Consider the following 19,447-nt stretch of genomic DNA (forward strand, 5'->3'; position numbering starts at 1 on the left):
TGCATTCATGCCGGAAGCGGGCGCCGCGCGGTCTTGAACTTGCGCCCGGCGCGCGCCGATCGCTTGCGCAGCCAGATCAGCACGCCGGTGACCGACAATATCGTGGTGCCAAAGCCGATCACGGTCACCGCAATGCGCCAGGCCAGCCCGCCCACCTGCGCCATGTGCAGTGCCACGATCCAGGTGGTGAAGGTATCGGCGCCGTTGGCACCGGTGGGCAGCGATACCGCCCGCAGGGCGCCGGTTTGGCCATCGAACACGATGCGGGTGCCGCCGCCGTCGCGCGTTATGTCGGCACTCGATTTGACACCATAGATATAGAGGCCAGAGGTCGGCACGTACCACAACCAGGCGCGTCCATCGCCGGGCAGGGCCAGGCCGCGCCGGGCGGCTTCCTGCTGCGCCAGATCCGCGCCGCGCCGCGCGGCTGCCGAAAAATCCAACGCCGGGGTCCAGCGCGGGGTGGGCAACACGGCCTGTTCGACCAGCGCCTCGGCGTCTTGCGCACCCAGCAGGTCCATGACCGGGCGATAGACCTGCGGCAGGTTGAACGACACGCTCGACAGCGCAAAGACCAGCAGGATCGGCCAGAGCCACAGGCCACCCGCGCGATGCAGGTCGAACGTCAGCTTGTAGCCCGTGGTGGGGCGGCGCACTTTCCAGCTCGGCCGCCAGCGCCGCCAGAACCCTGCCGCTTTCAGCGCGCCGGGCGGAAGCGTCAGGTAGAAACCCACGAAGCAATCGACCGTCCACACCAACGCTGCCAAGCCCATCGCGAACAGGCCCCAGGGTCCCAGCGCCAGCGAATAGTGCAGGCGATAGAGAAACGGCATGAGGTTCACGAGGCCCTGTTCGATCGCGCCGTTGCGGCGATGGCCTTGTTCCTCGCCCGTCCAGGGATTGATGAACACGTCGTCCCAGTCGGGGCGGTCGGCGCGTTCCAGGCCGGTCTGCGGGTCGATCCAGGTGGCATAGAGCCGGTCGGCCCGCCCTTCCTCGCGCGTGAGATAGAGGAAATCGACGCGCGCGGAAGGATGCCGGGCGAGCATGGCAGAGCGCACTACCAGCGGATCCATCGCTGCCAGGCCCGGCTGAGGCGGCGCGGCGTTTTGCATGGCAGGGGCCATCGCCGCGTCGAGTTCCGAAAACCACGGCAGCAGGGAGCCGGTCAGCCCCGCCACCGCCAGGAACAGGGCCAGTGTCAGCCCCGCCCAGCGATGGACGATGACCCAGAACGGACGGCCGGGCAGCGCCATGGCGATCAGAACGTCACGCGCACAGAGCCGGTCACGTTGCGCGGCGCGGCGTAATAGGCCTGGGTCCAATAGAGGCTGGTCAGGTACTTGTGGTTGGTCACGTTGGCCACGTTCAGATTGAACTGAACGTTCTCGTTCAATTTATACCCTGCCTGCAACTGCAGCGTGGCATAATCGCCCTGGCGCACCGTGCCCGAATAGATCGTGTCCTGCCACTTGACCGCCGCACCGAGCTGCAGCGGCTCGACCGGGTTCCAGCGCAGCGCCAGGTTGGCGGTGTTGCGCGGCACATAGGTGCGCACTTGCGTGCCCGCGCCATCGTCCATCTTGAGCGTGGTGGCGCCGGCCTGGATGGTGAGGGTGGAGGTGATCTTGCCGCCCACTTCGGCTTCCACCCCGCGGCTCACCGCGCGGATGCCGTTGTAGAGAGTCTGGCCTGTGGCGGTGTCATAGCTGCCGGCGTCGGCCAGGTTGCTTTGTTCCGCGCGGAACCAGGCGACCGAGCCGAACAGGCCGCCGCCGGGCGTCTGCGCCTTGATGCCGGCTTCATAGCTCTTGCCCTTGGCCGCGCCCAAGGGCTTGCGATCCAGGTCGAGATTGGCCTGGGGGGCGAAGATGCTGGAATAGCTGGCATAGAGATTGACGCCGGGCAGGGCCTTGTAGGTCACGCCGACGAAGGGGCTCAGCGCCTTTTCATTCTTGTCGGTGCTGACGCCGAAGCTGATGCCCCGCGTCTTTTCCACCAGGTAGTTGGCACCCAGCAGCACGCTGAGTTGGCCGGTCAGCGCCACATCCGTGGCCCCGCGCAGGCGCCATTGGCGATCTTCGGTATGTTCCTGCTGCACCAGGGCACCAAAGGAGGGCAGGGCCACTTCGCTGCCGGTCCAACTGCCGGGCAGGCCGGGGATTTCGCCCCAGGACGGATCGCTGGTATCGGCCGGGCGGCCATAATATTCATAGGTGCCCACGGTGCGCTGCACGCCCAGGGTCAGCTGCTGGTCGCGGCCGAACAGGCGATAATGGCCCTGCACGCTGCCGTCATAGATCCAGCCCTTGGCAACCGGCGCATAATAGCCGGGATAGCCGTAGAGCCCGCCCCACGCACCGGTCTGGCTATCCTGCGTGGGGGTGCCATAGACATAGAACAGGCGGGAGTCTTCGGAATGGTATTTGCGCGTGACATGCGCGCGCGCGCTCCAGCCGGGCGCAAAGTCCCAGGTCAACTGACCATAGGCGGTCTGGTCGTGGGTGGTCCAATAGGTCCAGTCCATCGTCGTGGAGGCGCTGCTGTCGAATTCCAGCTGGTTGCCGTTGCTGTCTTGCAGCGGCAGGGCGCCCCACATCACGCCGGTGGACTTGCCATCCTGGCGCATGTAGCCGGCCGAAAGGTGCAGGTTGGGCGTGATTTCCCCATCAAGCACGCCCGAAATCGCGGTGCGGCGATGGTGGTAGCTGCGCAGGTAGGAATCGCCATCCTGCGCCGCGCCGGTCACCCGCACGGCCCACTTGCCATCGGCGGTGAGCGGCAGGTCGAGATCGAATTCGGCGCGCTTCTTGTTCCACGAGCCATACGACAGTTCGGCCGACATGTGGCGCTCACCGGTGGGATGCCGGCGGTGGTAGTTGATCGTGCCCGAAGGGTTGCCCGCCCCGGTCAGCAGCGCGTTGGCGCCGCGCACCACTTCCACATTGTCCCACATCACCGAATCCTGGGCGCCGATCGTCGGGCCCCAGATATTGGGCAGGCTGATGCCGTCGATCATGGCGTCGATGATGTCGAACCCGCGCGCGTTGTAATAGGTGCGTTCGGTTTCGACCTGGTCGACGTTGACGCCGGTGACATAGCGCAAAAGCTGGTTCGTTTCGTCGAGGGCGAAGTCATCGAGGAACTTGCGGTCGACGACGCTGACCGATTGCGGCGTATCCATGATGGTAAGTGCCAGGCCCGTGGCACCGGTGGCCACGGTCTGGCCGGTCTGGCCGTTGACCACGATGGTGCGGTCCTTGGCCGCGTCCGCTTCGGCAGCGCTTTCGGCGCCTTCTGCGCGGGCCGGGCTGGTAGCGAGCACTGCCATCGACACGCCGCAAGCAAGCGCTGCGCGCCGAAATTGCGAGGGGGCCATCATGTTTATCCTTCCTGAACAACGATCCGTGAAGGCCCGCTAATGCGAATGGTTATCACGTGTCAAGGCGAGTGATAATCATTTTCAATAAATGTCAGCGGAAACGCGCAGGTCGTCCCGGGCAGGGCGGTGGGCTTGCAGGGCGCCATGCTTGGCCCTAGAATGGCTGCACCCCGGGGAGCCAGTGGCCGGGCGGTGCGCAAGCATTGCCAGGTTGATCGATAGGCTGAGAGGGGCTGGTCACGCAGCCCGACCCGTTGAACCTGAACCCGTTAGCACGGGCGGAGGGAGGGCCGGCCGACGCGTTTTCGCCCAGTGCCACAAGCCTTTCGTTCGTCCACACGAAAGGAACCTCGTGTATGGCCGATCTCAATTCCCCCCTCGAAATTGGCGTCACCACCGGCCCGATCCGCGGCAGCCGCAAGATCCATGTGGAATCGCCGCGCTTTCCCGGCCTGACCGTGGCGATGCGCGAAATCGCGCTGGAGCCTGACTGCGGCGAGCCACCGCTGCGTGTCTATGATACCTCAGGTCCCTACAGCGATCCGCGCATCGCGATCGACATTCGCGCCGGCTTGCCGCGCCTGCGCCACGATTGGATCGTGGGCCGGGGTGACGTGGAAACGTATGCAGCGCGCGAAGTGAAGCCAGAGGACAATGGCCTGAAAGGGCCCGACCGTTCGGGCGGCGTGCCGGCGTTCCCCAACGTGAACACGGCTCCGTTGCGCGCCAAGGCCGGCGGCAACGTGACGCAGATGCACTATGCCCGCAAAGGCATCGTCACGCCCGAGATGGAATACGTGGCGATCCGGGAGAACCTGGGTCGCAAGCAGTTGAAGGAAGCGCTGGTGCGTGACGGGCAGGACTGGGGCGCCAGCATTCCCGATTACGTCACCGCCGAATTCGTGCGCGACGAAGTGGCCCGTGGCCGTGCGATCATTCCCAGCAACATCAACCACCCGGAAAGCGAACCGATGGCGATCGGCCGCAATTTCCTGGTCAAGATCAACGCCAATATCGGCAATTCGGCGGTGGCATCCGATGTCGCGGCCGAAGTGGACAAGATGGTCTGGTCGATCCGCTGGGGCGCGGACACGGTGATGGACCTTTCCACCGGGCGCAACATCCACGACACGCGCGAATGGATCCTGCGCAACAGCCCCGTCCCGATCGGCACCGTGCCGATCTACCAGGCGCTGGAAAAGGTGGGCGGCATCGCCGAAGACCTGACCTGGGACATTTTCCGCGACACGCTGATCGAGCAGGCCGAGCAGGGGGTTGACTACTTCACCATCCACGCCGGGGTACGCCTGCCGTTCATCCCGATGACCGCCAAGCGGGTCACCGGGATCGTCAGCCGGGGCGGCTCGATCATGGCCAAGTGGTGCCTCGCGCACCACCGTGAGAGCTTCCTCTACGAGCATTTCGACGAGATTACCGAGATCATGAAGGCCTATGACATCGCCTATTCGCTGGGCGATGGCCTGCGTCCGGGCAGCGTGGCCGATGCCAACGACGAAGCGCAGTTTGCCGAGCTTTATACCCTGGGCGAACTGACCAAGCGCGCCTGGGCGCACGACGTGCAGGTGATGATCGAGGGGCCGGGCCATGTGCCGATGCACAAGGTCAAGGAAAACATGGACAAGCAATTGGCCGCTTGCGGCGAAGCGCCGTTCTACACGCTCGGGCCGCTCGTCACCGACATTGCGCCCGGCTATGACCATATCACCAGCGGCATCGGCGCAGCCATGATCGGCTGGTTCGGCACGGCAATGCTTTGCTATGTCACGCCCAAGGAGCATCTGGGCCTGCCCGATCGCGACGACGTGAAGGTTGGCGTGGTCACCTACAAGCTGGCCGCCCATGCGGCGGACCTGGCCAAGGGGCATCCGGCGGCCAAGCTGCGCGACGATGCACTGAGCCGCGCCCGCTTTGAGTTCCGCTGGCGCGACCAGTTCAACCTCAGCCTCGATCCCGAAACGGCCGAGCAGTACCACGACCAGACCCTGCCCGCCGAAGGGGCCAAGACCGCGCATTTCTGCTCGATGTGCGGGCCCAAGTTCTGCTCGATGAAGATCACGCAGGAAGTGCGCGAATTCGCCTCAAAGCAGAACCAGGCCGCCGACGCGTTCTTGGCCGCTGACGAGGCCGAAGCCGGCATGCAGGCGATGAGCGAGAAGTACCGCGAGGCGGGCAGCGAACTCTATTTGCCGGCGGCCGAATAAGCCCGGCGAATAACGAACCGCGGCAGGAACCGCTACGGTTTCCGATCATTGCCTGTCCATAAGGAAGGCGTGCTGCCTGCCCGGCGCACGCCTCATTCCTGTCAATGGAGATCAAGCCATGAAGAAGGCTTTGCTGGCAATGGCGCTTGCCGCATCGGGGCTGACTGCCGCCTGCACCGATGACTATGCCTATGGTGGCCGCCCTGGATACGACAACGGCCATCACGGTGGTCGCCATCGTGGCGGTTATGGCGGGGTTGAAGGCGGCTGGGCCTATCGCGACGACGGCTATTACCGCCAATATGGCAACTATGACTACAACCGTCCCGACCCGAGCTATGGCGGCTATTACGCCGATCGCTATTACCGCGAAGACCCGCGCTATGGCGAACACCGCGTTTCGATGGACGAACGCGTCTATCGCGGGCGTGACGGCCGCTATTACTGCCGCCGTTCCGACGGCTCGACCGGCCTGATCGTGGGCGGTGTTTCTGGCGCGCTTCTGGGCTCGGTCATTGCCGAAGGCGATTCCCGGCCGCTCGGCGCGATCATCGGTGCGATCGGTGGTGCAGCTGCTGGCGCTGCAATCGACAGCAACAACGTGCGCTGCCGCTAAGCGCGTTCGACGTTCCAAGCCGATCGGAAAAGGCCCTTTCGCGCATCCGCGAAAGGGCCTTGAAGCATATCGGGTGCGGCAAGAGGTGCGCCTCTTGCCCGATCCGCCAATTACTTGGCGGCGTCGACGTTGATGCCGAGCTTCTTCACGTCGTTGAGCGTGAAGCTGACCGGACGATCGTTGAAGGTGCCTTCCACCGACTTCTTGCGGATGTGCAGCTCGAACGGCACCTTGCCGGCATAGGCCGTGCCACGGACGATCTTTTCTTCGCCCTTGGTTTCGGTGGTGTAGGAATAGCTCACGCCCTTGTAGGCGAAGCTGTCGGCCTGGTTTTCAGCGGCGGCGACGGCGGGAGCGGCAAGCACGAGCGAAGCAGCGGCGGTGGCAATGAAAGAACGAAGCATGGCAATTTCCCCTGATGAAAAAGGTGAGATTGCCTTCGGACACCCGTCTATTGTGTTCTTGTTGCAGCGCGTTTCGCGCATGCTGCGCCTGCGAGCAATTGCTTAGGTTGCGGGCTTGGTTGCGCGAAACGCAACTGCATTCTCGCCTTTGGGCAAAAGCCTTCGTTTTCAATCGCCCCGTGCTGCGCCGGGCTGCCAGCAAGGCCGCCCGGCGCATACGAAAGCGCCAGAAATGGCGCAATAGCTCAGGATTCGAGCGTACGTTCGAGCGTCACTTCGCAGTTCAGCAGCTTGGAAATCGGGCAATTGGCCTTCGCCTCGTCGGCGATGCGGGCAAAGTCCGATTCGGAGATACCGGGCACTTGAGCCTTGAGTGCAAGTGCGCTGCGCGTGACCTTGAACCCGTCGCCATCGGCGTCCAGCGTCACTTTGGCCGTGGTATCGAGCGTGCCATCGGCAAAGCCGGCTTTGGCCAGGGCAAAGCTGGTGGCCATGGTAAAGCATGCGGCGTGCGCGGCGGCGATCAGTTCTTCCGGGTTGGTGCCCGGCTGGCCTTCGAAGCGCGTGCCAAAGCCATAGGGCTGGTTCTTGAGCACGCCCGAAGCCGTGCTGATCGATCCCTTGCCGGGCTTGCCGAAGCCCTGGTAGCGGGCGGAAGCGGTGCTGGTGGGCATTGGAGGCGTCTCCTTGAATTGGGTTCGCCCGTGCAACGCCCCGGCCAGCCGCCCGTTCCGTTCAACGCTTGCGCACGAACTCTGCGCGCAGCACCAGCCCCTTGATGCCATCGAACTTGCAGTCGATTTCCTGCGCGTCACCGGTGAGCCGGATCGACTTGATCAGCGTGCCACGCTTGAGCGTCTGGCCCGCGCCCTTGACGTCGAGATCCTTGATCAGGGTGACCTGGTCACCATCGTGCAGCACGTTGCCGACCGCGTCGCGCACTTCCACGCTGTTTTCCGCAGCACGGCGGGTGGCCAGTTCTGCAGCCGTCATCCATTCGCCGCTGTCTTCATCGTAGACGTAATCGTCGTCGCTCATGTCCCGTCCTTGCCTTGGCGTTCCCGGTTGATCCCGGGGCGGCCATGACAGGTTGCGGGCAGCGACGCCAGCCCTTGCCGGGCCGGATCACCACACGGCGGGAAAGAGTTCAACCGCGCCGCCGTCACGCGGTTTCCACGGCATCTGCGCCAGCACGTCGTTGCTTTCGCGGGGGCTGCGCCCTTCTGCCAGCGACCAGGTGATGTGCCAGGTGCCGCCATCGGGACGGTTGGTGCTGCCATCAAGCGCCACGACCAGCGCTTCTACCCCCGATCCATCGTCGACATGGCCCACCACGCGGGCATGGCGGATCAGGGGTGGCAAGGGTTCGCGAGGGCCAGCGCGCACGTTGCGCGTGACATGGCTGGCCACGATCTGGGCATAGCGCGGCGGAAACAGCGCCAGAAGGCGATCGCGGCACTCGGGTTCCAGTTTCCAGCCGCTGGGCATAGCGATCGTCCCGTCAGGAAGAGGGGGTGGCCTGTCCGCTCACCACGCCGTTCTGGTCGGGCTGAGCACTGTTCAGGGCACCCGTGATCCAGATGGCGGACAGCGCGAGGATGGCCAGCACGAGGCTGATCAGCAAGACCCAGCGCACGACGTTGAGGCCGGTACCGCCGCGGGCTTCTTCGGTAGACAGATGCGCCGAGGGCGGTTGCCCCGGGGTATGGTCGTTCTGCATGGCGACGTCTCCTGCGTCTGATCCGGTTGGGGCGTGCGCCTGGCACGCCCCTTTGCCCGATTCTACGCGCGGAGAGGCCGCGTGTTCCGCGCCCGGTCGCGCAGCGCTGTCGAACTTGATCGCGCAGCGCTGTCGAACTTGATCGCGCAGCGCTGTCAGACTTAGTCGCGCAGCAATTCGTTGATGCCGGTCTTGCTGCGGGTCTGCGCGTCCACCGTCTTGACGATCACGGCGCAATAGAGCGAGGGGCCGGGGGTGCCATCGGGCAGCGGCTTGCCCGGCAGCGCGCCGGGCACGACCACGGCGTAGGGCGGCACGCGGCCGATGTGCACTTCGCCGGTGGCGCGATCGACGATCTTGGTGCTGGCGCCCAGGAACACGCCCATTGACAGCACCGCGCCTTCGCCCACGATCACGCCTTCGGCCACTTCGGAACGGGCGCCGATGAACGCGCCATCCTCGATGATCACCGGTCCGGCCTGCAGCGGTTCGAGCACGCCGCCGATGCCGGCGCCGCCCGAAATGTGCACGTTCTTGCCGATCTGTGCGCACGAACCCACGGTCGCCCAGGTATCGACCATCGTGCCTTCATCGACGAACGCGCCGATGTTGACGAAGCTGGGCATCAGCACCACGCCCTTGCCGATGTGTGCGCCACGGCGCGCCACGGCGCCGGGCACCACGCGGAACCCGGCCTTGCGGAACGCGGCATCGTCCCAGCCGGCAAACTTGCTCGGCACCTTGTCGAACGCCGGCGCGCCGCCGCTGCCGTTGTCGATCACCACGTTGTCGTTGAGGCGGAACGAGAGCAGCACGGCCTTTTTCAGCCACTGGTTCACGTGCCATGCGCCGTCCACCTTTTCGGCAACGCGAGCCTCGCCGGAATCGAGCAGCGCGAGGGCCTGTTCCACCACCACGCGCACATCATCGCTGGCCGGCGTCACGTCCGCGCGGTTTTCCCAGGCGGCTTCGATGGCGGCTGCAAGCTGTGCGGTCATGGGTAGGTCTCCAGGCAATACGGTCTCTATCGGCTGGCCGCCTAGCCGAGGTGGCCGCCCTCGGCAAGCGCATCGAGCCAGGCGGCAAGGTCGTCGATCGTCTCGTCGATCGCGGCCTCGTCCTTGGCGCGCGCACCCCAGTCGGTGCCGAAATCGAGCCACACCGTCTGCATGCCCATGGCTTTCGCCGGGGTGAGATTGCGGGCCGAATCCTCGAAGAACACCGATCGTTCCGGCGCAACGCCAAAGGCCGAGACGAAGCCGCGATAGGCCGATGGCTCTGGCTTGGGCTTGTATTCCATGGCGTGGATGTCCCACAGCCCTTCGAAGCAGTGGGTGATGCCAAGCGCATCAAGCACGCGGGTGGCATAGGCCGCGTCACCATTGGTGAACACCAGGCGGCGGCCGGGCAACCGCATCAGCCGTTCTTCCAGGCGCGGCGCGCGTGCCAGTGGCGCCATGTCGACATCGTGGACATAGCCCAGGAATTCATAGGGATCGACGCCATGGAAGTGCATCAGGCCGGCCAGCGTGGTGCCATGATCGTGGAAATACATCTTCTGCACACGCCGCGCTTCGGCATGGTCGCAACCCAGCAGATCGGCGATGTAGGCGCCCATGCGCACATCGATCTGGTCGAACAGGCAGGTCTCGGCCGGGTAGAGCGTGTTGTCCAGATCGAAGATCCAGCAATCGACACGCGTCGGGTCAAAAGGCATCCGTCATCCTTGCAAGGCCATCGTGTTGCTGCGGCCTGCCTTGGCGCCTGCCCGCAAATTCAGCGCGGGGCAAGCCTCCTTAGCCGGGCGTTTTCGCCGTCTTCCAGGATCCATAGCGTACCATCGCCCGCTTCGCGAATCTCGCGAATGCGCGTGCCCAAGTCGATGCGTTCAAGTTCCTTGCCCACGGGCCGCCCGCCGGGGCCGGCTTCCAGACCCACGCGCACGATGCCGGCCGCGCCCAGCGCCGCGATGAGTGCTTGCCCGCGCCATTGCGGAAAGGCCTTGCCCGAATAGAAGATGAAATCGCCCGGCGCGATCACCGGGTTCCAGCTGATCACCGGCGCGGCGAAATCGGGCCGCGTGGCATGGCGCGGGATTGGCGTACCATCATAATTGTCGCCATCCGAAACCACGGGCCAGCCATAGTTCTTGCCCGGTTCCAGCAGGTTGAGTTCGTCGCCGCCGGCCGGGCCATGTTCCAGGTCCCAGAGCCGCCCTTGCGCATCGAATTGCAGGCCGAGCGGATTGCGATGGCCCAGCGTCCAAACTTGCGCGGCAACGCCGCCCTGCGCGGCAAACGGATTGCCCGGCGCGGGCTGCCCATCGAGCGTGAGGTGCAGGATCTTGCCCAGGTTCGTGCCCATGTCCTGCGCCGGGGTGAACTTCTGCCGCTCTCCCGACGACAGGAACAGGCTCTTGCCATCTGGCGCAAAGGCAATGCGGTGGCCGAAATGGCCGCGCCCGGGAACCTTGGGCGTCTGGCGCCAGATCACTTGCAAGCCTTCCAGGCGGGGTGCCCCGGCATCGAGCACCAGCCGGGCGCGGCCCAGCGCTGCGCCGCGCGTGTCGCCAGGGCCCGCCTCGGCCCAGGTCAGATAGATCAGCCCGCTCTGCGCAAAATCGGGAGCTGGGGCCACGTCGCCCAGCCCACCCTGGCCGCCGGCATCGACTTTGGGCGTGCCGCCCACCACCTGCGCCTTGCCGCCTTCGCGCCACAGCTTGAGCGCGCCGGTGCGCTCGGTCACCAGCATGTCAGGCCGGCCGGGCAGGAACGCCAGCGCCCAGGGATCATCGAAGCGCGCCAGGTCGGTGATGGTAAAACCGTCGCGTTGCTCGGCCCCAGCGGCAGGGCCGGGCGTGCCGTTATCGGCCTGGGCCGAAGATCCGCAGCTTGCAGCCAGGAACGCGAGAGGCGATAGAGCCAGGAGGATCGCTTTTGTCATGACCGCTACAATGCCTGAAATCGCCCGACGTGCCACCAAAATTGCTCGCGTTTCCGGGCATGTGATCGGCGTGGATGAAGCCGGGCGCGGCCCATTGGCCGGCCCCGTGGTGGCCGCCGCCGTGGTGCTGTGCCGCCGCCCGCCCGAGGGGTTGGCCGATTCCAAGAAGCTTTCGGCCAAGCGCCGCGCCGTGCTGGAAGAACAGATCAAGGCGCGCTGCCGCTGGTCCGTGGGCGTGGTGGAGCCCGAGGATATCGACCGGCTCAACATCTTTGGTGCCACCATGCTGGCGATGACGTTGGCCGTGAAAGGCCTGGTTGCCTCGCTGAGCGATGCCGTGGGCGAAGTGCGCGTGGACGGCAACCTGACGCCGCATGGCCGCCATGCCGACTGGTGCTGGCCGGCGCGCGCGATCGTGGGCGGCGACGCGATCGAACCCTGTATTTCGGCCGCCTCGATCATCGCCAAGGAGCATCGCGACCGCCTGATGCGCGCGGCAGCCGAAGAGCATCCGCATTACGGGTGGGAACGCAACGCCGGCTATGGCACGGCCGAACATCTCGCGGCGCTGCGCACCCATGGCCCCACGCCGCTGCACCGCCGCAGCTTTGCCCCGGTGGCGCAACTGGTGTTGATCTGAAGCGCGGTTTGACGCGACTCGGCGCAAGCCCGGCAAATAAATTTTCCACAGTTGCGTACACCATATCTAGAGTCAGGGGTGCCGGTGCAGACTCAAGATGTGGTTTGCGGACTCGTTCCGTTCCGCTTTCCTGGCGACGCGACTCGGCGCAAATCCGCGAGTCGCGCCTTGACCTGCGAGTCCCGATGATTCAGATTCCAGGCCAACAGAGCAGTTGGAAGGAATGATCATGGTTACGGCAGTGAAAACGCGCACCCGCGCCTTGCGGGCCAAGATGCCCACCAAGGTCCAGGCGCCCGCGCTGCCCGTCAACCGCATTCTCAAGGGCGATTGCATCGAACTGATGCGGTCCTTGCCCACCGGTTCGATCGACATGATCTTTGCCGATCCCCCTTATAACCTGCAACTGGGCGGCGATCTGGCCCGCCCCGATGGCAGCCATGTCGACGCCGTGACGGACCATTGGGACAAGTTCGACAGCTTTGCCGTCTATGATCGCTTTACCCGCGAATGGCTGAACGAAGCCTATCGCCTGCTCAAGCCCAACGGCTCGATCTGGGTGATCGGCAGCTATCACAACATCTTCCGCCTCGGCACGATGTTGCAGGACATGGGCTTCTGGATCCTCAACGACATCATCTGGCGCAAGACCAACCCGATGCCCAATTTCAAGGGCACGCGGTTCACCAATGCCCACGAAACCCTGATCTGGGCGGCCAAGAGCGAAAAGGCGAAGTACACCTTCAACTATCGCGCGATGAAGACGCTCAACGACGAACTCCAGATGCGGTCCGACTGGGTCCTGCCGATCTGCTCGGGCAAGGAACGCCTCAAGCGCAACGGCACCAAGGCGCACCCCACGCAAAAGCCGGAATCGCTACTCTATCGTGTGATCCTGGCCACCACCAACAAGGGTGACGTGGTGCTCGATCCGTTCTTCGGCACCGGCACGACCGGCGCCGTGGCCAAGCGGCTGGGCCGCAACTGGATCGGCTGCGAGCGCGAGGACGACTATATCGAAGTGGCGCAGGAGCGTATCGACCTGGCCCTGCCGCTCGACGAAAGCGCGCTCAAGACCATGCAGTCCAAGCGCGCCGCGCCCAAGGTACCGTTCGGTTCGCTGGTGGAAAGCGGCTGGCTGGCACCGGGCACCGTGCTGGCCGACAAAAAGCGCCGCTGGCAAGCCGTGGTGCGCGCCGATGGCAGCGTCGCCGTGGGTGAAGACAGTGGCTCGATCCACGGCATGGGCACCAAGGTGCAGAACGCGGCCTCGTGCAACGGCTGGACGTTCTGGCACTTCATGGACAAGGGCGAGATGAAGCCGATCGACGTGCTGCGCCAGCGCTACCTGCTGGCCGTGGAAGACTGATTTCGCTAGGGGCGCGGGATGAACGAGACGGTTTACCTGCGCCCCATCGCGCTCACTGAAAGTCCGCAGGCGGATGATCCAGCCGCCGTGCGCCTGGCCGGTGGCCTGGCCTGCGCCAGCCGCTTTGCCCTGTTGGTGCGCAAGGATGGCAGGATCGTTTCGCGCCAGGTGGTTGGCGCCGGTGACATGCCGGAGGCGATTGCGCGTCTGCCCGATGCGCTAGTCGAAGAAGCCCGCGCGCAGTGGGTGAACCTGCGCAAGAGCCACGCGCCCATCGGCTGCGGGGAGCGCGTGCTGCGCCTGGACCAGCCCTTGGTCATGGGCATTCTCAACGTCACGCCCGACAGTTTTTCCGATGGCGGCCAATTCCTCGATAAGCCGGAAACCGCCCTGGACCATGCCGCGGCGATGCTGGCGGCGGGCGCGGCCGTGATCGACGTGGGTGGGGAATCCACCCGGCCCAATGCCGCCGCCGTGTGGGAAGGGGACGAGGTCAAGCGCGTGGTGCCGGTGATCGAGCGGCTCGCCGCCACCGGCGCGGCCATTTCCATCGACAGCCGCCGGTCGAGCGTCATCGCCGCCGCGCTGGCGGCCGGCGCGCATATCGTCAACGACGTCTCCGCCCTGCGCCACGATCCGCGCAGCCTGGAAATCGTCGCTGCCAGCGGCGCACCGGTCGTGCTGATGCATGCGCCGGGCGGGGCAGACGATCTGCACGCCGACGGCCATTACCAGGACGTGGTGCTCGACGTGTTCGACGACCTGCGCGCGCGCCGGGATGCCGCGTTGGCTGCGGGTATCGCCGCGGAAAAGATCCTGCTCGATCCCGGCATCGGCTTTGGCAAGACGCTGGCCGACAACCTTGCGCTGATCAACGCCTTGCCGTTGTTCCATGCACTGGGCCAGCCCGTCCTGTTTGCCGCCAGCCGCAAGCGCATGATCGGCGCGCTTTCGAACGAGGCGCCCGCGCACCAGCGGCTGGGCGGTTCGATCACGCTGGCGGTCAAGGCATTCGAGGCCGGTTGCCACATGGTGCGCGTGCACGACGTGGCCGATACCGTGCAAGCCATGCGCGTGTGGCGCGGGTTGCGCGATGCGGCGCTGACCGACTTTTCGCAGTTGGCGTGAGGCTGTCCAAGCCCCTTTCCCGCGCAAGCCCTCAAGCCGCGTTGTCGATGCCCAGTTCCGACAGCTTGCGATAGAGCGTGGATCGGCCGATGCCCAGCCGCCGTGCCACTTCGGTCATGCGCCCGCGATAGTGGCCAATCGCCAGGCGGATGACGTCGGCCTCGATTTCCTCCAGCGGACGCAAGTTGCCATCGGCGGTGAACAGCATCACCCCGGCACCATCACTGATCGGGGCGGCGGTACGCGGCGTTTCACCCACCATCGTCGAAAGGTTGGGAAAATCCTGCGCGGTCAGGGTTTCGGCGTCGCAAAAGACCGCTGCGCGGAACAGCGTTGCCTGCAACTGCCGGACGTTGCCCGGCCAATCATAGGCCTTGAGCAGTGCCAGCGCGCCATCGGTGACGCCCAATGGTCGCAGTCCCGGCTGTTCGCCAATCCGCGCCAGGAAATAGCGGGCAAGGGCGGCAATATCGCCCGCCCGCTCGCGCAGGGCCGGCAGGTGCACGTGCACCACGGTCAGCGCGTCGACCAGCGGCGCGTGATAGAGGCCGGCGTCGGCGAGATCGCGCAAGGGGGCGTTGCTGCAGGCAAACAGGCGTACGTCGATGCGGAAGGAATGGCGCGCGCCGATCGGCTGCACGTCGCCGCGCGTCAGGAACTGAGCCAGGCGTTCCTGCACATGGGTGGGCAGGCGGTCCACCTCGTCGATCACCAGGGTGCCGCCATCGGCGTGCTGCAGGGCGCCGATGTGCCGGTCGAACGCGCCGGGAAACGCGCCCTTTTCGTGGCCGAACAGCACGCTTTCGATCTGGTTGGCGGGAATGCCACCGGCGTTGACGATGCGCAGGGGCGCCTTGGCGCGCGGGCTGGCGGCATGCATCGCGCGCACCAGCATTTCCTTGCCGGTGCCGCTTTCGCCTTCGATCAGCACGGTCTGCTGGGTGCGGGCGGCCTTGGCGGCAACGGCAAGCGCGGCACGAAAGGCAGGGGCGGCGCCGATCATCGAATCGAAATCGAGCGTCGTGCCGATCTTTTCGGTGAGCGGTTGCAACTCGGCGACCGGCGCTTCGCGCAAGGTAGCGCTGCGCAGCGCCTGGAGCAGGCGATCGGGCGCCACCGGCTTGATCAGGTAATCGGTGGCCCCGGCGCGCATTGCCTCCACCGCCAGCAGAGGCGACGCGCTCGTCGTGAGCATCAGGATCGGCAGGGCCGGTCGGCGGGCCTTGAGTTCGGCAATCAGGGCGCAGGCGTCGTCACCCGGAACCCATTGATCGAGAATGATCGCGCCCAGTTGCATGCCCTGGCGCGTGCCGAGCGTGGCAATCGCGGTTTCGGAATCGCGCGCCACGATGGTGCGCCAGCCCTCGCGCGCGGCGAGCGCCGTGATCAGCCGGCATTGGGCAGGCTCATCATCGATCAGCATCAGCAGGCGGTCGTCGGCGTCGGCCATGGTTTTCCCGTCATTGCAACACCCCCGGCTTAGGCTTTTCTGGTAAAAACCTGATTAAACAATCAGGCCGTTCAATCGCCCTTGAGGCACGCCGTGCTGCGGGATAAGGTGCCCGACAAGATAATGACGAGGGATGAGTGAGCATGACGTCTGCCAACGACTTGAAGGCCGCACGCGAAACCTATGAAGGCTTTCTTTCCCTGATCAAGGTGGCCGTACCGGTGATCGCGTTGATCGTCGCCTTCGTGATCCTGATCATCCAATAAGGAATGTCACATAATATAACGATCGCCGTTCTTGCCGAACGCGCGACGGGAGAGAGCCGCGTTGCCGCAACGCCCGAAACGGTGCGCAAGCTGGCGGCGTTGGGGGCAAGACTGGTGGTGGAAAGCGGCGCAGGGAAGGGCGCCGGCATTTCCGACAATGACTATGCAGCCGCGGGGGCAGAGATCGCCAGTTCCGATGCTGCCGCCGGCGCTCAGATCGTGCTGGGCGTGCAAGGGCCCGATCCAGCCGCGGTGGCGTCTGCGGCGCCGGGGGCCTGGATCGTCGCTTCGCTCGATCCCTTTGGGCAGCGTGCGCGGGTGGATGCCTATGCGGCGGCGGGGCTGGAAGCGCTGGCGATGGAATTCATGCCGCGCATCACCCGCGCGCAATCGATGGATATCCTTTCGTCCCAGGCGAACCTTGCCGGGTACAAGGCCGTGCTCGTGGCGGCCAACCTCTATGGACGCGCCTTTCCGATGATGATGACGGCGGCCGGCACGGTGAGTGCGGCCAAGGCCTTCATCATGGGGGTGGGCGTGGCGGGGCTTCAGGCCATCGCCACGGCCCGGCGCCTGGGCGCGCAGGTTTCGGCCACCGACGTGCGCTCTGCCACCAAGGAGCAGATCCAGTCGCTCGGCGCCAAGCCGATCTTCGTGGAAAACGTGGCAGGCATCGAGGGTGAGGGCGCCGGCGGTTATGCCACCGAGATGAGTCCGGAATACCAGAAGGCCCAGGCCGAACTGGTTTCCAGCCACATCGCCAAGCAGGACATCGTGATCACCACCGCGCTGATCCCGGGCCGCGCCGCGCCCCGCCTGATTACCGATGCGCAGATTGCCACGATGCGGCCCGGCTCGGTGATCTATGACTTGGCGGTGGCGCAAGGTGGGAACGTGGAAGGCAGCGTGCCCGACCAAGTGGTGGAACGCCACGGGGTAAAGATCGTAGGCTACGCCAACACGCCCGCACTGCTTCCGGCCGACGCTTCTGCGCTGTTTGCGCGCAACTTGTTCAATTTCCTCTCTGCGTTCTGGGACAAGGACCAGGGCCGCCCGGTGCTGGACGAGGAAATCGGCAATGCCATCCGCCTGACGCAAGGCGGCCAGGTGGTGCACGAAAGGCTGAAGGGGTGAGTGTGTTTCCTCCCCGGCACGGGGAGGGGGACCGCCCGCAGGGCGGTGGAGGGGACTCGCGGCCAATACCACGCCGCGAAGTCATACTCGCCCGAAAACTGCGCCGCACCATGAGCGTGCCCGAGCGTTTGCTGTGGCGGCAATTGCGGCAAAGGCCCTATGGCCTGAAGTTTCGCCGCCAGCATCCAATCGGGCCCTATGTGGCCGATTTCTGCTGCCTGTCACACCGCCTCGTGGTCGAGGTGGACGGCATGGCCCATGACAACAAGGATTGCGCAGCCCGCGATGAAACGAGGCGGCGCTTCATGAACGAGAACGGGTTCAGGGTGTTGAGGGTTTCTGCAAGGCGCGTGCTGGCCGATGCCGTGGGAACGGCAGAAGCGATCGTCGCGCGCGCGGCCAGTCCCCTCCACCGTCCTGCGGACGGTCCCCCTCCCCGTTCCGGGGAGGAAACCTGATGGACTTCATATCGATCCTGAGCATTTTCGTGCTCGCCTGCTTTGTCGGGTATTACGTGGTCTGGTCGGTCACGCCGGCGCTGCACACGCCGTTGATGGCGGTGACCAACGCGATTTCCTCGGTGATCATCGTGGGGGCGCTGGTCGCTTCGGCGGCGGCGGGGTCGCCTTTGGCCAAGTTCCTGGGGCTGGGCGCGGTGGTCTTGGCTTCGGTCAATATCTTCGGTGGCTTTGCCGTCACCCAGCGCATGCTCGCGATGTACAAGAAGAAGGAGAAGAAGTGATGGAACATGTCACCTCTTCCCCCTGGGTGGGCCTGGCCTATCTGGTTGCCGGCGTGCTGTTCATCATGGCGCTGCGTGGCCTCTCGTCGCCGGGTACGAGCCGGGCGGGCAACCGCTATGGCATGATCGGCATGACCATTGCCGTGGCGACGACGCTGGTCACCCATTCCATCGCCAGCCTGCCGGAAATCGCCGTGGCCATCGCCATCGGCGGCGGCATCGGCTTCGTGATCGCCCGGCGCATCCAGATGACGGCGATGCCGCAACTGGTTGCCGCGTTCCACTCGCTGGTGGGTCTTGCCGCCGTGCTGGTGGGGCTGGCGGCCTATGCCAATCCCGAGGCATTCGGCATTCTCAACGCCGAGGGGCTGATCGAGCCGCAGAGCCGCATCGAGATGGGCCTGGGCATTGCCATCGGCGCGATCACCTTCTCCGGTTCGATCATCGCCTTCCTGAAACTGGCCGGCAAGATGAGCGGCGCGGCGATCCTGCTGCCGGGGCGGCACGTGCTCAACCTGGGCACGCTGATCGCCATCCTTGGGCTGGTGGCCTGGTTCACGCAGGATCAAAGCGCCTGGGTCATCGCCGCGATCACCGCGCTGTCGTTTGCCATCGGCTTCCTGCTGATCATCCCCATCGGTGGGGCAGACATGCCGGTGGTGGTCTCGATGCTCAACAGCTATTCCGGCTGGGCGGCAGCGGCGATGGGTTTCACGCTGCACAACACCGCGATGATCGTGACCGGCGCGCTGGTCGGCTCTTCGGGCGCGATCCTGTCCTACATCATGTGCAAGGCGATGAACCGCTCGTTCCTGTCGGTGATCGCCGGCGGCTTTGGCGCCGAGGCAGCGGCCAGTGACGGCGCGGCCAAGGAGCAGCGCCCGTGGAAGCGCGGCTCGGCCGAAGACGCCGCCTTCCTGATGAAGGAAGCCGAAACCGTCATCATCATCCCGGGCTATGGCATGGCCGTCAGCCAGGCGCAGCACGCGCTGCGCGAGATGGGCGATGTGCTGAAAGCCAATGGCGTCAGCGTGAAATACGCGATCCACCCGGTGGCGGGGCGCATGCCGGGGCACATGAACGTGCTCTTGGCCGAAGCCAACGTGCCCTATGATGAAGTGTTCGAGCTGGAAGACATCAACAGCGAGTTCGCGCAGGCCGATGTCGCTTTCGTGATCGGCGCCAACGACGTGGTCAACCCGGCGGCCAAGACCGACAAGTCCAGCCCGATCTATGGCATGCCGGTGTTCGACGTGGACAAGGCCAAGACGATCTTCTTCGTCAAGCGCTCGATGGGCGGGGTTGGCTATTCCGGCGTCGACAATGACGTGTTCTACATGGACCAGACCATGATGCTCCTGGCCGATGCCAAGAAGATGGTCGAAGACATCGTCAAGGCGCTGCAGCACTGACGTTGACAGACCCGGTGCG

21 protein-coding genes and 1 riboswitch are annotated in these 19,447 nt (G+C 65.2%); of the genes, 10 read left to right on the forward strand and 11 right to left on the reverse strand.

Going from position 1 to position 19,447, the window contains the following annotated elements; genetic code table 11:
* Positions 1-5 precede the first annotated feature (5 nt).
* Positions 6-1,256 (reverse strand): PepSY-associated TM helix domain-containing protein, encoded by a 1,251-nt coding sequence (locus FHW94_RS06465; protein ID WP_168554863.1) that lies wholly within the window; start codon positions 1,254-1,256, stop codon positions 6-8.
* 5 nt (positions 1,257-1,261) lie between these two features.
* On the reverse strand, positions 1,262-3,331 hold the full coding sequence (locus FHW94_RS06470) for a TonB-dependent siderophore receptor (protein WP_168554864.1): 2,070 nt from the start codon (positions 3,329-3,331) through the stop codon (positions 1,262-1,264).
* 212 nt (positions 3,332-3,543) lie between these two features.
* Positions 3,544-3,686: riboswitch (TPP riboswitch) on the forward strand.
* 52 nt (positions 3,687-3,738) lie between these two features.
* On the opposite strand from FHW94_RS06470, the gene thiC reads away from it, so the two are divergent.
* Both thiC and FHW94_RS06480 read left to right on the forward strand, forming a co-directional pair.
* The gene (thiC, locus tag FHW94_RS06475; protein WP_168554865.1) at positions 3,739-5,604 is read left to right on the forward strand and encodes a phosphomethylpyrimidine synthase ThiC; all 1,866 of its coding nucleotides are present in this window, start codon (positions 3,739-3,741) and stop codon (positions 5,602-5,604) included.
* 118 nt (positions 5,605-5,722) lie between these two features.
* Positions 5,723-6,220 carry a glycine zipper 2TM domain-containing protein gene (locus tag FHW94_RS06480; RefSeq protein WP_246865904.1) on the forward strand — a complete coding sequence of 166 codons (498 nt, stop codon included), beginning with the start codon at positions 5,723-5,725 and terminating at the stop codon, positions 6,218-6,220.
* 110 nt (positions 6,221-6,330) lie between these two features.
* Here the strand turns inward: FHW94_RS06480 and FHW94_RS06485 are convergent, their stop codons facing one another.
* The 8 genes from FHW94_RS06485 to FHW94_RS06520 all read right to left on the reverse strand — a co-directional run bounded on the left by FHW94_RS06485 (position 6,331) and on the right by FHW94_RS06520 (position 11,287).
* On the reverse strand, positions 6,331-6,624 hold the full coding sequence (locus FHW94_RS06485) for a hypothetical protein (protein WP_168554866.1): 294 nt from the start codon (positions 6,622-6,624) through the stop codon (positions 6,331-6,333).
* A 245-nt stretch (positions 6,625-6,869) separates the two neighbouring features.
* Complete coding sequence (locus tag FHW94_RS06490) at positions 6,870-7,298, reverse strand: OsmC family protein (protein WP_168554867.1); 429 nt, start codon at positions 7,296-7,298, stop codon at positions 6,870-6,872.
* 61 nt (positions 7,299-7,359) lie between these two features.
* Positions 7,360-7,662 (reverse strand): alkylphosphonate utilization protein, encoded by a 303-nt coding sequence (locus FHW94_RS06495; protein WP_168554868.1) that lies wholly within the window; start codon positions 7,660-7,662, stop codon positions 7,360-7,362.
* Positions 7,663-7,749: 87 nt separating this feature from the next.
* Positions 7,750-8,112: a hypothetical protein gene (locus FHW94_RS06500; protein WP_168554869.1), complete on the reverse strand. Its 363-nt coding sequence runs from the start codon at positions 8,110-8,112 to the stop codon at positions 7,750-7,752.
* A 13-nt stretch (positions 8,113-8,125) separates the two neighbouring features.
* The gene (locus FHW94_RS06505; RefSeq protein ID WP_168554870.1) at positions 8,126-8,344 is read right to left on the reverse strand and encodes a hypothetical protein; all 219 of its coding nucleotides are present in this window, start codon (positions 8,342-8,344) and stop codon (positions 8,126-8,128) included.
* A 161-nt stretch (positions 8,345-8,505) separates the two neighbouring features.
* Entirely contained in the window at positions 8,506-9,342 is an 837-nt protein-coding gene (gene dapD / locus FHW94_RS06510) for a 2,3,4,5-tetrahydropyridine-2,6-dicarboxylate N-succinyltransferase (RefSeq protein ID WP_168554871.1), read from the reverse strand.
* A gap of 41 nt (positions 9,343-9,383) precedes the next feature.
* Positions 9,384-10,061 (reverse strand): pyrimidine 5'-nucleotidase, encoded by a 678-nt coding sequence (locus tag FHW94_RS06515; protein ID WP_168554872.1) that lies wholly within the window; start codon positions 10,059-10,061, stop codon positions 9,384-9,386.
* Between the two features lie 59 nt (positions 10,062-10,120).
* Entirely contained in the window at positions 10,121-11,287 is a 1,167-nt protein-coding gene (locus FHW94_RS06520; protein ID WP_168554873.1) for a PQQ-dependent sugar dehydrogenase, read from the reverse strand.
* A 10-nt stretch (positions 11,288-11,297) separates the two neighbouring features.
* Between FHW94_RS06520 and FHW94_RS06525 the strand changes: the two genes are divergently transcribed.
* The 3 genes from FHW94_RS06525 (at position 11,298) to folP (ending at position 14,424) form a co-directional block, all read left to right on the forward strand.
* A complete protein-coding gene (locus FHW94_RS06525; RefSeq protein ID WP_179506462.1) occupies positions 11,298-11,927 on the forward strand; it encodes a ribonuclease HII in 630 nt (209 codons plus the stop codon).
* A gap of 274 nt (positions 11,928-12,201) precedes the next feature.
* Positions 12,202-13,296, forward strand: a complete 1,095-nt coding sequence (locus FHW94_RS06530) for a site-specific DNA-methyltransferase (RefSeq protein WP_168555514.1) — start codon at positions 12,202-12,204, stop codon at positions 13,294-13,296.
* An 18-nt stretch (positions 13,297-13,314) separates the two neighbouring features.
* Positions 13,315-14,424, forward strand: coding sequence for a dihydropteroate synthase (gene folP / locus FHW94_RS06535; RefSeq protein ID WP_168554875.1), 1,110 nt, complete (start codon positions 13,315-13,317; stop codon positions 14,422-14,424).
* Between the two features lie 31 nt (positions 14,425-14,455).
* Here folP and FHW94_RS06540 read toward each other — a convergent pair whose 3' ends face one another.
* A complete protein-coding gene (locus FHW94_RS06540; RefSeq protein WP_168554876.1) occupies positions 14,456-15,874 on the reverse strand; it encodes a sigma-54 dependent transcriptional regulator in 1,419 nt (472 codons plus the stop codon).
* 143 nt (positions 15,875-16,017) lie between these two features.
* Between FHW94_RS06540 and FHW94_RS06545 the strand changes: the two genes are divergently transcribed.
* The 5 genes from FHW94_RS06545 (at position 16,018) to FHW94_RS06565 (ending at position 19,428) form a co-directional block, all read left to right on the forward strand.
* Positions 16,018-16,140 (forward strand): aa3-type cytochrome c oxidase subunit IV, encoded by a 123-nt coding sequence (locus FHW94_RS06545; RefSeq protein ID WP_210425463.1) that lies wholly within the window; start codon positions 16,018-16,020, stop codon positions 16,138-16,140.
* 15 nt (positions 16,141-16,155) lie between these two features.
* Positions 16,156-17,274 (forward strand): NAD(P) transhydrogenase subunit alpha, encoded by a 1,119-nt coding sequence (locus tag FHW94_RS06550; protein ID WP_168555515.1) that lies wholly within the window; start codon positions 16,156-16,158, stop codon positions 17,272-17,274.
* An 83-nt stretch (positions 17,275-17,357) separates the two neighbouring features.
* Entirely contained in the window at positions 17,358-17,732 is a 375-nt protein-coding gene (locus tag FHW94_RS23180) for an endonuclease domain-containing protein (protein ID WP_349237481.1), read from the forward strand.
* Positions 17,732-18,016, forward strand: coding sequence for a proton-translocating transhydrogenase family protein (locus FHW94_RS06560; protein ID WP_110761118.1), 285 nt, complete (start codon positions 17,732-17,734; stop codon positions 18,014-18,016). Before FHW94_RS23180 ends, FHW94_RS06560 begins: the two co-directional genes overlap by 1 nt.
* The gene (locus tag FHW94_RS06565) at positions 18,016-19,428 is read left to right on the forward strand and encodes an NAD(P)(+) transhydrogenase (Re/Si-specific) subunit beta (protein ID WP_168554878.1); all 1,413 of its coding nucleotides are present in this window, start codon (positions 18,016-18,018) and stop codon (positions 19,426-19,428) included. Before FHW94_RS06560 ends, FHW94_RS06565 begins: the two co-directional genes overlap by 1 nt.
* The last annotated feature ends 19 nt before the right edge of the window (positions 19,429-19,447 follow it).

The organism is Novosphingobium sp. SG720 (genome assembly GCF_012275365.1).
Lineage (GTDB): Bacteria > Pseudomonadota > Alphaproteobacteria > Sphingomonadales > Sphingomonadaceae > Novosphingobium > Novosphingobium rhizosphaerae.

Excerpts from the sequence above, each read along its gene's own strand:
- FHW94_RS06525 (WP_179506462.1), top strand. The coding sequence starts at position 11,298 with ATGCCTGAAATCGCCCGACGTGCCACCAAAATTGCTCGCGTTTCCGGG.
- FHW94_RS06560 (WP_110761118.1), top strand. The coding sequence starts at position 17,732 with ATGGACTTCATATCGATCCTGAGCATTTTCGTGCTCGCCTGCTTTGTC.
- FHW94_RS06530 (WP_168555514.1), top strand. The coding sequence starts at position 12,202 with ATGCCCACCAAGGTCCAGGCGCCCGCGCTGCCCGTCAACCGCATTCTC.
- dapD (WP_168554871.1), bottom strand. The coding sequence starts at position 9,342 with ATGACCGCACAGCTTGCAGCCGCCATCGAAGCCGCCTGGGAAAACCGC.
- FHW94_RS06485 (WP_168554866.1), bottom strand. The coding sequence starts at position 6,624 with ATGCTTCGTTCTTTCATTGCCACCGCCGCTGCTTCGCTCGTGCTTGCC.
- FHW94_RS06565 (WP_168554878.1), top strand. The coding sequence starts at position 18,016 with ATGGAACATGTCACCTCTTCCCCCTGGGTGGGCCTGGCCTATCTGGTT.
- thiC (WP_168554865.1), top strand. The coding sequence starts at position 3,739 with ATGGCCGATCTCAATTCCCCCCTCGAAATTGGCGTCACCACCGGCCCG.
- FHW94_RS06515 (WP_168554872.1), bottom strand. The coding sequence starts at position 10,061 with ATGCCTTTTGACCCGACGCGTGTCGATTGCTGGATCTTCGATCTGGAC.
- FHW94_RS06540 (WP_168554876.1), bottom strand. The coding sequence starts at position 15,874 with ATGGCCGACGCCGACGACCGCCTGCTGATGCTGATCGATGATGAGCCT.
- FHW94_RS06470 (WP_168554864.1), bottom strand. The coding sequence starts at position 3,331 with ATGGCAGTGCTCGCTACCAGCCCGGCCCGCGCAGAAGGCGCCGAAAGC.
- FHW94_RS06480 (WP_246865904.1), top strand. The coding sequence starts at position 5,723 with ATGAAGAAGGCTTTGCTGGCAATGGCGCTTGCCGCATCGGGGCTGACT.
- FHW94_RS06545 (WP_210425463.1), top strand. The coding sequence starts at position 16,018 with ATGACGTCTGCCAACGACTTGAAGGCCGCACGCGAAACCTATGAAGGC.
- FHW94_RS06495 (WP_168554868.1), bottom strand. The coding sequence starts at position 7,662 with ATGAGCGACGACGATTACGTCTACGATGAAGACAGCGGCGAATGGATG.
- FHW94_RS06465 (WP_168554863.1), bottom strand. The coding sequence starts at position 1,256 with ATGGCGCTGCCCGGCCGTCCGTTCTGGGTCATCGTCCATCGCTGGGCG.
- folP (WP_168554875.1), top strand. The coding sequence starts at position 13,315 with ATGAACGAGACGGTTTACCTGCGCCCCATCGCGCTCACTGAAAGTCCG.
- FHW94_RS06490 (WP_168554867.1), bottom strand. The coding sequence starts at position 7,298 with ATGCCCACCAGCACCGCTTCCGCCCGCTACCAGGGCTTCGGCAAGCCC.
- FHW94_RS06520 (WP_168554873.1), bottom strand. The coding sequence starts at position 11,287 with ATGACAAAAGCGATCCTCCTGGCTCTATCGCCTCTCGCGTTCCTGGCT.
- FHW94_RS06500 (WP_168554869.1), bottom strand. The coding sequence starts at position 8,112 with ATGCCCAGCGGCTGGAAACTGGAACCCGAGTGCCGCGATCGCCTTCTG.
- FHW94_RS06505 (WP_168554870.1), bottom strand. The coding sequence starts at position 8,344 with ATGCAGAACGACCATACCCCGGGGCAACCGCCCTCGGCGCATCTGTCT.